This window comes from Pyxidicoccus fallax, from assembly GCF_012933655.1.
GTDB lineage: Bacteria > Myxococcota > Myxococcia > Myxococcales > Myxococcaceae > Myxococcus > Myxococcus fallax.
This window is the reverse complement of the sequence record NZ_JABBJJ010000060.1, coordinates 1-12236: the sequence shown is the minus strand read 5'-3', so window position 1 is coordinate 12236 and position 12236 is coordinate 1. Positions and strand designations below refer to the sequence as shown.

The 12236-nt window shown below is 71.1% G+C and carries 10 protein-coding genes and 1 riboswitch; of the genes, 6 read left to right on the top strand and 4 right to left on the bottom strand.

Translation table 11 applies throughout. From position 1 onward, the window contains the following. Positions 1 to 100: 100 nt before the first annotated feature. On the bottom strand, positions 101 to 1213 hold the full coding sequence (locus HG543_RS15315) for an ornithine cyclodeaminase family protein (protein WP_169345502.1): 1113 nt from the start codon (positions 1211 to 1213) through the stop codon (positions 101 to 103). A 238-nt stretch (positions 1214 to 1451) separates the two neighbouring features. Between HG543_RS15315 and HG543_RS15310 the strand changes: the two genes are divergently transcribed. From HG543_RS15310 to HG543_RS15295, 4 genes are all read left to right on the top strand, one after another. Further along, positions 1452 to 2489 carry a putative zinc-binding metallopeptidase gene (locus HG543_RS15310; RefSeq protein WP_246357042.1) on the top strand — a complete coding sequence of 346 codons (1038 nt, stop codon included), beginning with the start codon at positions 1452 to 1454 and terminating at the stop codon, positions 2487 to 2489. Between the two features lie 2 nt (positions 2490 to 2491). Continuing rightward, positions 2492 to 3523 (top strand): D-alanine--D-alanine ligase family protein, encoded by a 1032-nt coding sequence (locus HG543_RS15305; protein WP_169345500.1) that lies wholly within the window; start codon positions 2492 to 2494, stop codon positions 3521 to 3523. A gap of 86 nt (positions 3524 to 3609) precedes the next feature. Further along, a riboswitch (guanidine-III (ykkC-III) riboswitch) is annotated at positions 3610 to 3669 on the top strand. Between the two features lie 18 nt (positions 3670 to 3687). Next, positions 3688 to 4020, top strand: coding sequence for a quaternary ammonium compound efflux SMR transporter SugE (gene sugE / locus HG543_RS15300; RefSeq protein WP_169345499.1), 333 nt, complete (start codon positions 3688 to 3690; stop codon positions 4018 to 4020). A 172-nt stretch (positions 4021 to 4192) separates the two neighbouring features. Continuing rightward, positions 4193 to 4465, top strand: coding sequence for a hypothetical protein (locus HG543_RS15295; protein WP_169345498.1), 273 nt, complete (start codon positions 4193 to 4195; stop codon positions 4463 to 4465). A 15-nt stretch (positions 4466 to 4480) separates the two neighbouring features. Here the strand turns inward: HG543_RS15295 and HG543_RS15290 are convergent, their stop codons facing one another. Continuing rightward, positions 4481 to 4873, bottom strand: coding sequence for a response regulator (locus HG543_RS15290; protein ID WP_169345497.1), 393 nt, complete (start codon positions 4871 to 4873; stop codon positions 4481 to 4483). Between the two features lie 184 nt (positions 4874 to 5057). On the opposite strand from HG543_RS15290, the gene HG543_RS15285 reads away from it, so the two are divergent. Next, positions 5058 to 7991: a PAS domain S-box protein gene (locus HG543_RS15285; protein WP_169345496.1), complete on the top strand. Its 2934-nt coding sequence runs from the start codon at positions 5058 to 5060 to the stop codon at positions 7989 to 7991. Here the strand turns inward: HG543_RS15285 and HG543_RS15280 are convergent. Continuing rightward, positions 7948 to 8922, bottom strand: coding sequence for an alpha/beta fold hydrolase (locus HG543_RS15280; RefSeq protein ID WP_169345495.1), 975 nt, complete (start codon positions 8920 to 8922; stop codon positions 7948 to 7950). The genes HG543_RS15285 and HG543_RS15280 overlap by 44 nt on opposite strands. Before the next feature lie 194 nt (positions 8923 to 9116). On the opposite strand from HG543_RS15280, the gene HG543_RS15275 reads away from it, so the two are divergent. Next, complete coding sequence (locus tag HG543_RS15275) at positions 9117 to 10649, top strand: methyl-accepting chemotaxis protein (RefSeq protein WP_169345494.1); 1533 nt, start codon at positions 9117 to 9119, stop codon at positions 10647 to 10649. A 3-nt stretch (positions 10650 to 10652) separates the two neighbouring features. Here the strand turns inward: HG543_RS15275 and HG543_RS15270 are convergent, their stop codons facing one another. After that, complete coding sequence (locus tag HG543_RS15270; RefSeq protein ID WP_169345493.1) at positions 10653 to 12155, bottom strand: MFS transporter; 1503 nt, start codon at positions 12153 to 12155, stop codon at positions 10653 to 10655. Positions 12156 to 12236 lie beyond the last annotated feature (81 nt).

The following is a 12236-nucleotide window of genomic DNA, read 5'->3' as shown; positions in this document are numbered from 1 at the left end:
CTCACCCGAACGAGGGAGGGAAGAGGCCAGACGCGCGACCGCCTCGCGGGTGACGGAGGCCACCGGCGCGAGGCGGGATCAGCGACGCGGTGTCGTTGGCTCAGGCGCGCGCGGCGCGGCGGAGCTCCAGCGGCTGCGCCTGGGCCGGCGACGACGTGGGCCCGCGCAGGAGCGAGTAGGGGTCCAGCGCGTCTCCGCCAATGGTCTCCAGGGCCACCGGCGTGCCCAGTCCGAGCTGCTCCGCGTGCTCCAGCAGCAGCTCGGTGACGACCTGGTCCTCCAGCGCGTAGCCGGTGGAGTCGAACACGGTGCTGCGCTGGCGCCACGCCTCGTAGCGCTCCGGGTTCTTCATCAGGGTGACGAGATCGGGACCAATCTTGTTCGGGGACAGCTGCTGGCACTCGCCCTCGACGCGCGCCTGCTCCAGGTAGTCCGGCACCACGAGGCTGCGCTCCAGGAAGGCGCGGGGCAGCTCCGTCTTGCCGGGCAGGTCCGAGCCCACGGCGTTGATGTGGACGTGGGGCTTCAGCTCATGCCCGGAGATGACGGGCCCGGCGCCCACGGCCACGGAGGTGGCGGTGCAGATGATGTCCGACTGCGCCTCCAGCTGCGCCAGCGAGACGGGCCGCACGTCCAGGCCCAGGAAGCCCACGCGGCCCGCGAAGGACTGCAGCGCCTCCGGGTGGGTGTCGTAGGCCAGCACCTGCTTCAGCGGGAACAGGCGGCTGATGGCGTGCAGCTGCGTGACGGCCTGCGCGCCCGTGCCGACGAGGCCCAGCACGGTGCTGCCAGGCGCGGCGAGGCAGCGCGTGGCCACGGCCGAGGCCGCGCCGGTGCGCAACGCCGTGGCGAACACGCCGTCCATGATCGCCAGCAGGTGGCCCGTCCGGACGTCATAGAGGCTGTTGGTGGCGATGATGGTGGGGAGCGTGTGCTCCTGGGGGTTGAGGGGGCTGTAGCCCACCATCTTCACCGTCACGGTGTGGCCCCGGTGCATGACGGGCATCCACTCCAGCACGCCGGGCTGGCGGGGGTGGTCCAGCATGAAGCCTTCGCGCTTGCGCACCTCCGTCACGGAGCCGTCGAAGCCCCTCAGGGCGTCCGACAGGGCGTGAATGAGCTGGTCCATCAGTGCATCCAGGCCCACGGCTTCCACGATGGAACGCAGGTCCGCCTGCGTGACCAGCAGCGTCCGGGTCGCGTCGGTCTTCACTTGAGAAGGTCCCCTGTTGATTTCGCCCTTTTTGAGACTAACACGTCATCAACGGGCTGCGTGAAAGTCCCTCAGATACCGTGATACTGAAACACCCGGAGGCTTGACAGGGCTTGAAGACACAGGGGGTGGCTCGGCACCCGGGCTGCCATCCGAAGGAGGGTGGACTGCCCGTGCGTGCGCACCATCCTTAGCTTCAAGGCGAATGCTGACGCCGCCCTCCCATCCAGGTCTGCCGATGCGCGAGAAACATCCCTCCCAGCAGGGGGATGGACGGGGCCGGCTCCCGCCCCAGCGTGAGCAACTCCTGAGGGCGCGCATCAAGGATTTGTCGCTGCGGCTGGCGGGCACGCAACTGGAGCGAGACATCGCGACGCTCCACGCGGAGCTGGAGGCCAAGGGCATCACCTTCAAGCCCCAGTGCTACCTGTCCGACGAGTGGGGCTGCCCCTCCGGCGTCCCCGTCATCGGCGTGCCCTTCTACCTGGCGGACGCGGCCCTGCACTCCATCGAGGAGGAGCTGGGCGGCGGCGTGGAGACGGAGGAGGAGATCCTCATGTACCTCCGCCACGAGGCCGGCCACGCCTTCAACTACGCCTACCGCCTCTACGACACGGACGCGTGGCGCGGGCTCTTCGGCGACTACTCGCGGCCGTACCGTGACGACTACAAGGCCCGGCCCTTCTCGCGCCGCTACGTCCACCACATCTCCGGCTGGTACGCGCAGAAGCACCCGGACGAGGACTTCGCGGAGACGTTCGCCGTCTGGCTCACGCCCGGCCTCGACTGGCGCAAGCGCTACCAGGGCTGGGGCGCGCTGAAGAAGCTCCAGTACGTGGAGGACACGGTGGCGCGGCTCGGCCGCACGCCGCCGTTGGTCCAGCTCGCCGAGCCGGACCTCACCACGGAGGAGATGGAGGGCACCGTCCTCGACCACTACCGCCAGCGAGAGCTGGACGAGAAGGTGGACCTGGAGCTGCGCGACGCCTTCGACCAGGCGCTGGAGGACATCTTCTACGGCCCCGGCGAGGCCCCCGCCCGCGCGGAGTCGCTCGTCCGCGCCGAGCGCCAGCGCCTCTTGTCCGCGGTCAGCAGCTACACGGGCGTGAGCCGGGGCGTGGCGCGGGCCCTCCTGGACCACCTCGCCGAGCGCGCCGCCGCGCTGGGCCTCACGCTCCACCCCGATGACAGCCGAGAGGCCGTCATCCGCATCGCCTCGCTCGTCACCGCCCTGGCGATGAACCACCTCTACACCGACCGCTTCTACGAGGAGTGAGCATGACGGGTGGCCCCTTGCGAATCGCGGTCCTCCACTACCAACCCCGGGGCGAGCCACCGGACGCCGTCGTCGGTCAGGTGCGCGCCGCGCTGGAGTCCGCGGGCCACACCACCCTGGACATCGGCGTGGACGAGAGCGTCACCGACCTGGTGCGCCAGGTGGCCAGGAGCCACGCGGACCTCGTCTTCAACATCTGCGAGACTTTCGCCGAGGACTACCGGCTCGAGGTGAACGTGGCCGCGGTGCTGGAGCTGGCGCGCGTGCCCTTCACGGGCTCGGGCACGGCGGGGCTCCTGCTGGCGCAGGATAAAATCCTCACCAAGCAGCTCCTCCAGTTCCACGGGGTGCTCACCCCGCGCTTCGCCACCTTCGACGGCGAGTCCTTCCAGACGAACGGGGACTTGAAGTTCCCCCTCGTCGTGAAGCCGGCGCGCTCCGACGCCTCCATGGGCCTGGGCGTGGAGAAGGACCTGGAGGGGCTGGCGCGCCGCGTGCGGAAGATTCGCGAGGAGTACGACGACGACGCCCTGGCGGAGGAGTTCATCGAGGGGCGGGAAATCTACGTCGGCGTGCTCGGCGACCACGCGCGGCCGGAGGTGCTGCCCGTGGTGGAGCTGGACTTCGGCAAGCGGTGGAGCCGCAAGCGGATGAAGATTGCCAACCGCGAGGTGAAGTTCGCTCCGGAGACGGAGGGCAGCCCCCGGCTGGTGCTCCCGAAGGACCTGTCCGACGAGCTGCGGGGCCGCGTCGAGCGGGCCGCGGTGACGGCCTTCCGCGCGCTCAAGCTGCGCGACTACGCGCGCATCGACTTCCGCGTGTCCAGCCAGACGAACGAGCCGTACCTCCTGGAGGTGAATCCCAACCCCTACCTGGAGGCGCAGTGCGAGGTGGCGCTCGGCGCCCGGGAGCGGGGCATGTCCTATGAGGCGCTGGTGCGGCAAATCGTGGAGGTGGCCGCGCGGCGCAACGGCCTGGCGTCACGGGGCAGGGCACCTTCCACGTCCGGCCCCGGGCACGTCACCGCGCACTGAGACATCGGCTCCCCGCCCGGCCGCTCGCGCGACGGTTGAAGAGGGCAGGGCGGAAGGTTATAGCCGGGCACGTCCGGCGCGCTCATGAGGAGCACGCCGGGCCCGGACGAGGTGCGCCGTACCCGGTCAGGACAAGACGACGCGAACATCAGGAGTCGTGCGTCATGGCTTGGGTCTACCTGTTCATCGCCGGGTTGCTGGAGGTCTGCTGGTCCATCGGGCTCAAGTACACCGAGGGGTTCACCCGGCCCATTCCCAGCATCCTCACGGCCGTCGCCATCATCGCCAGCATGGTGCTGCTGGGCATCGCCGCGAAGACGCTGCCCATCGGCACCGCGTACGCCGTCTGGGTCGGCATCGGCGCCCTGGGCGCGGCCGTGCTGGGCATGGTGCTCTTCCATGAGCCCGCCACGCCCCTGCGCATCTTCTTCTTGTCACTCTTGCTGGTGGCCATTGTGGGACTGAAAGCCACGAGCGGTGTCGAAGACGCCCCCTGAGCTTTTTTCAGTCCCCCGCCTCCGGCCGGTATTCTTTTCTACAGGGCTCCGGATCGGCGGAACTCCAAGCGTCTGATTTCCTTCAGAGACTCTCTGGCACGCGGTCTGCTCTGGGCACCCACCGCGTATGAGGTCTCCGAGGAACATCCACCGCCCGTTCACGGTCGAAATCGTGACCGACGCCTGGGGCCAGGTCTCACACCTGCCCCGGGATACCTACCGTGAAATCCAGGCACGGCTGGAGTCGCTGGCCGCGCAGACATCGGCTTACCCCACGCCGCCTCCTGACGTGGAGAAGGAGGCGGCCCCCAGCTTCCGCATGGGGGACTTGCTCATCCACTACACGGTGGACCCGCGGCGCCGCCTCATCCGGCTCATGCGAATCTCCCGCGAGCGCGCCACCCCCACGGTGTCCAAGCGCCAGGGGGAGGAGACCTCGGGCTGAGCGCGGCGCGCGCGCTCACGCCGCGGGTCTCGGCGCGACCTGACCCACCACCGACATCAACCGGCCCAGGTCCAGCGGCTTGGGCAGCACCGCGCGCAGGGGCATGCCGCCATCCGGCAGGCCGGGCCTCGCGGTGATGGCCACCACCGACAGGCCTTCCAGCGCCTGCTGGAGCTGGAGCTGGTGGAGCAGCTCCTCACCGCCCATCACCGGCATCATCCAGTCCAGCAGCACCACGCAGGGCCGGGGAAGCTGGCTGAGCGCCAGCAGCGCCTCCCGCCCATTGGCGACCGAAGTCACCTGGTGACCTTTCTCCATGAGGTACTCGGTGATGCCTTCCCGCGTGTCCTCGTTGTCCTCGACGACCAGGATGTGAACGCACCTGAAGCCCATGATTGGCCGGAGCACGGCACGGCCCGCGCTCCCTCTCCTCTCCCCCGCCCCGACGCCCCGATTCGGGCCGAATTTAGGGAGGGCTTTTCAAGAGGCGAGCCATGGCGGAACGGGCGCGCTCCTTCCGCCGAAGGGCGGGCGGGCAAGCGGAGGAATGCAGTGGCCCCGTGCGACTCGCGCCGGGGATGCAGGGTGCCCGGTGGACGAAGCTTCCGGTGACTACCTTTCGCATATGTCCAACCTGGGGGCGGAGACGACGAGCGCGAGCCTTCGCCTGGGCGACTTCATCCAGGAGCGACGGGCGGAGCTGTTGGAGGCCTGGGAGCGACGCGTCCGCGTCTACACCGTGGCCCGGCACCTCAGCGGCCCTGTGTTGAGGGACCACGTCCCGCAGCTGCTGGACCGACTCGCGCGCGTCATCCAGGGCGTCCATACCGGAGCCGTGGAGACGCTGGGCGAGCTGCCGGACCTGCACGCGCTGGAGCGGCTGGTGGCCGGGTATGACCTGCACACCGCCGCGCGGGAGCTGGGGGACCTGCGCGACACCATCCTGGAGTTCTGGGAGCGCGAGGCCGCCGGGGCCATCACCATCCGCGAGGTGCGGCGGCTGGACCAGGCCATCGACGAAATCCTCGCCATCTCCGTGGATCGGTTCGCCCGGGCGCGGGAGCGCACCCTGCGCGCGCTGGACCGCGTGTCCTCGGTGTCGTGGCAGGCCGGCGACCTCGCGGCCTTCCTCCACCAGCTCATGGCGGTGGTGCTGGAGACGGTGGCCGCGGTGGACGCGGTGTCGCTGCAGCTCAAGGACGAAGCGGACGTGCTGCACGTGCGCGCCGCCATCGGCCTGGGCGAGGAGCGCGCCCTGGGGTTCTCCCAGCGGGTGGGCGAGGGCTTCGCGGGCAGGGTGGCGCGGCTCCGCGAGCCCATGCTGGTGCGGGACGCCACGAATGACCCGCTCGTCATCAACCCCCACATCCGCGAGCAGGGCATCCGCGCGCTGTACGGCGTGCCGCTCGTCCACCAGGACGAGGTCATCGGCGTGGCGCAGATGGGCTCGCGCTCCGCCTTCGAGTTCTCCGACGACGACCAGCAGCTCTTCCGCACCATGGCGCAGCGGGCCACGGCCCTCATCGTCCAGGCCCAGCTCACCGAGCGCCTGCGGAGCAGCGAGGCGCGGCTCCAGGCCATCATCGACCATGCCCCCGCCGCCATCTTCGTGAAGGACCCGGAGGGCCGCATCCGGCTCGCCAACCAGGAGATGCTGGCCATCTTCGGCCGCTCGCGCGAGGAGCTCCTCGGGAAGACCAACCACGAGCTGGTGTCCCCGGACATCGCGGATGTGCTGCGGGCCAACGACCTGGAGGTCCTCCGCAGCGGGCAGTCCCTCACCGTGGAGGAGGTGTTTCCCCGGGAGGATGGACCGCACACGTACCTCTCCGTGAAGTTCCCGCTGCCCGACGAGAACGGTGAGCCCCATGCCCTGTGCGGCATCTCCACGGACATCACCGAGCGCCGGCGCACCGAGGAGGCGCTGCGCGCCACGAGCCAGCGGCTGAAGGCCATCCTCGACGCGGCGGTGGACAGCATCATCACCATCGACGACCAGGGCACCATCCTCGACGTCAACCCGGCCACCACGCGGCTCTTCGGCTACGCGCCGGAGGAGCTGACGGGGCGCAACATCAGCATGCTGATGCCGGAGCCGGACCGGAGCAGCCATGACACGTACATGCGCAACTACCTGCGCACGGGCGTGAGGAAGGTCATCGGCATCGGGCGCGAGGTGCTGGGGCAGCGCAAGGATGGAACCGTCTTTCCCATCGAGCTGAGCATCGGTGAGATGGTCCTCCCGGGGGGCCGCTTCTTCACCGGCATGATGAAGGACATCTCCCGGCGCAAGACGGCGCAGCATGCGCAGGCCATGCTCGTGGAGGCGGGCACGCTGCTGGCGCAGTCGCTGGACCTGGCCTCCACGCTGCGCAGCCTGGCCCACCTCACGGTGACGCACCTGTCGGACTACTGCACGGTGGACCTCTTGGGCGATGACGGGCAACTGCACCGGCAGGTGGTGCTGGCGAGGGATCCGGCCCTGCAGCCGGTGGCGGACCGACTCATGGCCTTCCCGCCCCGGGTGGGCTCCTCCAGTCCCATGGCGCGCGTCCTCGAGACGGGCAGGCCCCAGGCGACGGAGGTCGGCGCCGAGTGGCTGGAGGCCGTCGCTCTCAACGCGGAGCACCGGGCCGTGCTGGAGCAGCTCGGCGCGCGGACCGCGGTCATCGTCCCGCTGGTGGCGCGGGGACGGAAGCTGGGCGTGCTCAACATGACCACCTGCGAGGCCGGCCGCATGCCCCTGTCCGCCATGCTGGAGATGGCCAGGGGCATGGCGGACCGGGCGGCCATCGCCATCGACAACGCGCGCCTTTTGCGCGAGGCCCAGGAGGCGGTGCGGGTGCGCGAGGACGTGGTGGCCATCGTCAGCCACGACTTGCGCAATCCCCTCAACGCCATCTCCCTGGCGTCCCTGGCGATGCTGCGGCACGAGCCGCTCACCGAGGCGCAGAACCGGAGCCTGCGCCGCATCATCTCCGCGGCGGACCGGGCCCACCGCATGATTCGCGACCTGCTCGACTTCACCCAGGCGCGCGCGGGCGGGGCCATTCCCATCCACCCGCGTCCGGTGGACCTGCACGAGCTGACGCGGCAGGTGGTGGACGAGGTGCACCTGGCCAACCCCGGGCGGGACATCTCCGTGGAGGCGCGGGGCGACGGCCACGGCGAGTTCGACGAGGACCGGCTGGCGCAGGTCATCACCAACCTCGTGGGCAACGCGCTCCAGCACAGCCCGGCGGGGACGCCGGTGCGCGTGTCCTCGCGGGCCGAGGGGGACGGCGTCACGCTGGTGGTCCACAACCAGGGGCCGCCCATTCCCGCCGAGCTGCGGCCCGTCATCTTCGAGCCCTACCGGCGGGGCCCGGCCGCGGCGCTGGGGCGGGGGAGCATCGGCCTGGGGCTCTACATCACCCGGCAGATCGTCCTCGGCCACGGAGGCCACATCGACGTGCGCTCCACGGAGAAGGACGGCACCCACTTCACGGTGTGGCTCCCCCGGACGCCGGCGCGGGTGGTGCAGTGACGCCCTCGGCGAGGAAGCGGCGCGCGTCCGCGGCCGTGCGCGCGGGGTCCTCCTCCATGGGCACGTGGCCCAGGTCCGGGTAGACGACGAGGCGCGAGTCCGGGATGTCCCGGTCGAAGCGCTCCCCGTAGCGCGGAAGAATCCACGTGTCCTTCGCGCCCCAGAGGATGAGCGTGGGCGCGCGCACCTCGCCCAGCCGCTTCCACAGTCCGTCATCCGTGGTGATGCGCAGCCGCTCGCGCGTGGCCTTCCGGTTGCCCTCGCGCAAGAGCAGCGCGTAGTACCGGTCGACGTTCTCCTCCGTCACCTTCGAGGGGTCTCCGTACACGGCGCGCACGTTCCGGTCGATGACCCAGCGGGGCGACACCCGGGAGAGCAGCTCGCCCAACCCCGGCGCGCGCATCAGCCGGAAGACGAGCGGAGACGGCTCCTCGCGAGGGTAGCCCGCGGCGTCCACCAGGATGAGGCGCTCCACGCGCTCCGGATGGAGCAGCGCATAGTGCCAGGCCACCGAGCCGCCCATGGAGTTGCCGGCCAGGTGGAAGCGCTCCAGCCCCAGGCGCGCGCGGAAGTCCTCCAGCACCCGCGCCATGTCCGTCCAGGAGTAGCGCCCCTTCGCGTCCGGGCCGGTGAGGCCGTGGCCGGGCAGGTCCAGGGTGATGACCCGGTGGTGCGCGGACAACTCGCGCACCCAGCCCTCCCACGTGAAGAGGGAGGCATTGGAGCCGTGCAGCAGCACCAGCGCGGGCCCCTGGCCCTGGTCCCGGTAGTGGATGCGCAGCCCGTCCACCTCCAGGAAGCGCGAGGGCGGCGTCGCATGGCGCGCCTCCAGCTCCGACGCCGGCACGTCCGCCCGCATTCCCGCGGCGAGCGCGCCTCCCACCACCAACAACCCCCCGATGCCGACGAGGGCCCTGCGCCTGCGTGCCATGTCTTCTCCCTGGAGACCGCGAAGCCGTCGTGGAGGATAGCCCGGCTGGAGTTTTACGCGTGGAGAGCAGGCGGCCGCACTCGCGGGACACCCCCCGCATAGGGGGTTCCCCTGTGAAGGCCCGTGTGGGGTTGCACACCCGCATTGCGGGGGCCCACGATGAGCGGGCCCTGATGCCTTCCCCCTGTGCCCGGATGCGACTCTCCCTGACCCAGAAGATCTCCCTGGCGCCCGTGCTGGTGGCGCTGTTCTTCACGCTGCTGTCGCTTGCCTACACCGTGCCGCGGATGCGCGAGGCCTTCGAGGCCCAGGGCCGGGAGATGAGCGCGGGCGTGCCCACCGCCCTGGCCGCCGCGCTGGCGGACCAGCTGCACGCGGGAAACGCCGCCGAGGTCCAGCGGATGCTGGAGGCGGTGGCCCGCGAGGGGAAGCTGGCCTACGTGGCGGTGCTGGACGCGCAGGGCGGGCTGGTGGCGGTGGCCGGCCAGGACGCGCGGACGGCGCGAGACCATCGGGAGCGGCTGTTCGAGGCGACGGATGGCCTCGTCGTGCGGGCGGGTGACGCGGAGCTGCTGGACATGAAGGCGCCCATCTCTGGCGGGCGGGGCTTCGTCCACGTGGGCTTCAACCGCACGGAGGCGCGCGGCCGCGTGGAGGCCGCCTTCACCACGCTGCGCGGGGTGGTGCTGGGCGCGCTGCTGCTGATGACGGTGGGGGCGTGGGTGCTGAGCCGCCGCATCGTGGCGCCGATGCACCAGCTCACCCGGGCGGTGCGGCGCATCGTCGAGCACGGGGACTTGCGCGAGCCGGTGCGCGTCGACTCCTCGGACGAAGTGGGGCAGCTCGCGCACGCCGTGGGCATGCTGGTGTCCAAGCTGAAGGAGCTGCTGCATCAGCTCCAGTCGTCCACGGAGCTGCTGAGCGACTCGGTGATGGGGCTCAACGAGTCGTCCGAGCAGCAGAACCAGATGGTGTCCCGCAGCGCGGCGGCGCTGCAGGAGACGCAGGTGACGGCGCAGGAGATCCGCCAGACAGCGCTGATGGCCTCGGAGTCGGCCCAGTCCGTCATCCAGGTGGCCGAGCGCGCCGAGGCGCTGGGGCGCACCGGCGAGGCGGCCGTCGCTCAGAGCATCGAGGGGATGGTCGACCTGCGCTCCCAGGTGGAGCAGATCGCCGAGCGCATCATGCAGCTGGGTGAGCGCACGCAGCAGATCAGCGGTATCACCGAGACGGTGAAGGACCTGGCGGACCAGTCCCACCTGCTGGCCGTCAACGCGGCCATCGAAGCGGCGCGCTCGGGCGAGCACGGCCAGGGATTCGCCGTCGTGGCGCGGGAGATTCGCGCGCTGGCGGACCAGTCCATCCGCGCCACCAAGCAGGTGCGGAAGATTCTCTCGGACATCAGCGAGGCCATCGCCAGCACGGTGGACATCACCACCGCGGGCACCCAGCGCATGGAGGCGGGCCTGCAACAGGCGCGCACCTCCGGGGACACGCTGAAGCAGCTCACCGCCATCGTCCAGGACACCACCCACTCGGCGCGGCAGATTGCCCAGACGGTGAGCCAGCAGGCCACCGGCATCGAGCAGATCTTCACCGCCGTCAGCGAGCTGAACTCGCTGATGGAGGACACGGTGAAGGGCATCGGCACCACCAACGACTCGGCGGTGTCCCTGAAGATGCTCTCCGAGCGCGTGTCCCAGGTGGTGCGGGCCTACCGCGTCTGAGCCTCAGCCCTCGCCGTCGCCGGTGCGAGCCTCCGCCAGCGCGGGCGCCGGGCTCGGGCGGGGCAGCAGCCGCGACACCAGCTCGCCCACGGAGCGCGCCGGGTGGGCACCGGGCTCGGAGATGCGCGCCGCCAGCAGGCCCGCGCCCAGCCGGGCCACGGAGGACAGCACGAACAGCACGTGCAGGTTCACCCAGGCGTGGCCGCCCAGCATGAACTGCTGCGGCAGCGCGGCGGCGATGGCGCCTCCCAGGGCGGCGGCCGCCGAGTACGCGAGCCCGCCTGCGGTGGCGAAGGCGGCGAGATAGAAGGGGCGGCCCTTGCGCGGGGCCACGGTGAGCGGCAGCGCGAAGATGGCGAGGCCGTGGCCGCTCCAGAGCGAGCCGGCCAGCAGCACGTCGAACAGCAGCGGCCACAGCGTGCCCGCGGAGGGCAGCAGCCACAGCACGGGGATGGCGCTGATGCCCAGCGAGCACGCCATCAGCACCGGCTGCGCGCCCGCCTTGTCGATGACCTTCCCCCACAGGGGCGCGGTGAGGATGCGCACGCCCGCCACGGCCGCGGCGTGCAGCGCCATGATGACGAAGGTCATCTTGAGGTTCTGCAGGCTGTGCAGCGCGAAGAAGGGCGCGGACACACCCACCGCCGCGTTCCACGCCACCTGGTAGCCCAGCACGCGCCGAGCCACGGGGTCCTTCATCGGCACCAGCGCGCCCTTCAGCTCCAGCCGCGGCGTGGTGCCAGGCGGGGCCGGGTCATGCTGCGTGGCCATGATGAGCGTCGTCACCACGCCCATGACACACGCGCCCAGCGCGAGCAGGGGCAGGCCCAGGCCCACGCCCTCGGGCGGGCGCAGCCGGTCCATCAGCAGGCCCGCCGTCAGCGAGGCGCACGTGCCGGCGAGAGTCGTCAGCGCGGTGCGCCGGCCGAAGAAGCGGCCCCGCACGGCGCGCGGCACCAATTCGCCCATCCACGCCACCCAGGCGTTGTTGCCCACCACGCCCAGCACCGCGGAGGCGCCGGCCACCGTCAGCAGCAGGTGCTGCTGCGCGGGGAAGGACAGCCCCAGCCACGGCAGCACGGCCAGGGGGAACATCACGAGTCGCGACAGGCACACCGCCGTGAGCGCCACCCGCCGGTGCCCGAAGGCGGACGTCAGCCACGCCGCGGGGAACTGCACGAACTGGGCGAAGAAGGGCAGGGCCGTCATCACCCCCACCAGGAACGGCCCCAGCTTCAGGGCGATGGCCCAGGCCGTCAGCACCGTCGAGCCCGCGCACGCGGTGAACACCTCCGCGAACATGCCCTCCGCCACGGAGGCGCCCATGCTCCTACGGAGCCGGCCGGTGGCCCGGGTGGAGCCGGGGCCCGGCCCGTCCGCGGGCGGCGCGCCCAAGAGCGGCGCGGAGGAGCCCGGCAGGGACGTGCCAGGGCGGAACAGCGGGACGGCGGAGGCGAGCGACGCGAAGCTGCTCAGGACGTGACGGCGGAAGGCGGCGGGGCTCAACGCATTCCTTCTTCGGGAGCGACGGGGCCCCTCGTCTGTCGCACGAGCCCCCGCACGCCCTCAATCCGCCCCCGGGTGAAC

Bases quoted from the DNA above. Each gene is read 5' to 3' on its own strand.
- HG543_RS15310 (WP_246357042.1), top strand. From the start codon at position 1,452: ATGCGCGAGAAACATCCCTCCCAGCAGGGGGATGGACGGGGCCGGCTC.
- HG543_RS15275 (WP_169345494.1), top strand. From the start codon at position 9,117: ATGCGACTCTCCCTGACCCAGAAGATCTCCCTGGCGCCCGTGCTGGTG.
- sugE (WP_169345499.1), top strand. From the start codon at position 3,688: ATGGCTTGGGTCTACCTGTTCATCGCCGGGTTGCTGGAGGTCTGCTGG.
- HG543_RS15280 (WP_169345495.1), bottom strand. From the start codon at position 8,922: ATGGCACGCAGGCGCAGGGCCCTCGTCGGCATCGGGGGGTTGTTGGTG.
- HG543_RS15305 (WP_169345500.1), top strand. From the start codon at position 2,492: ATGACGGGTGGCCCCTTGCGAATCGCGGTCCTCCACTACCAACCCCGG.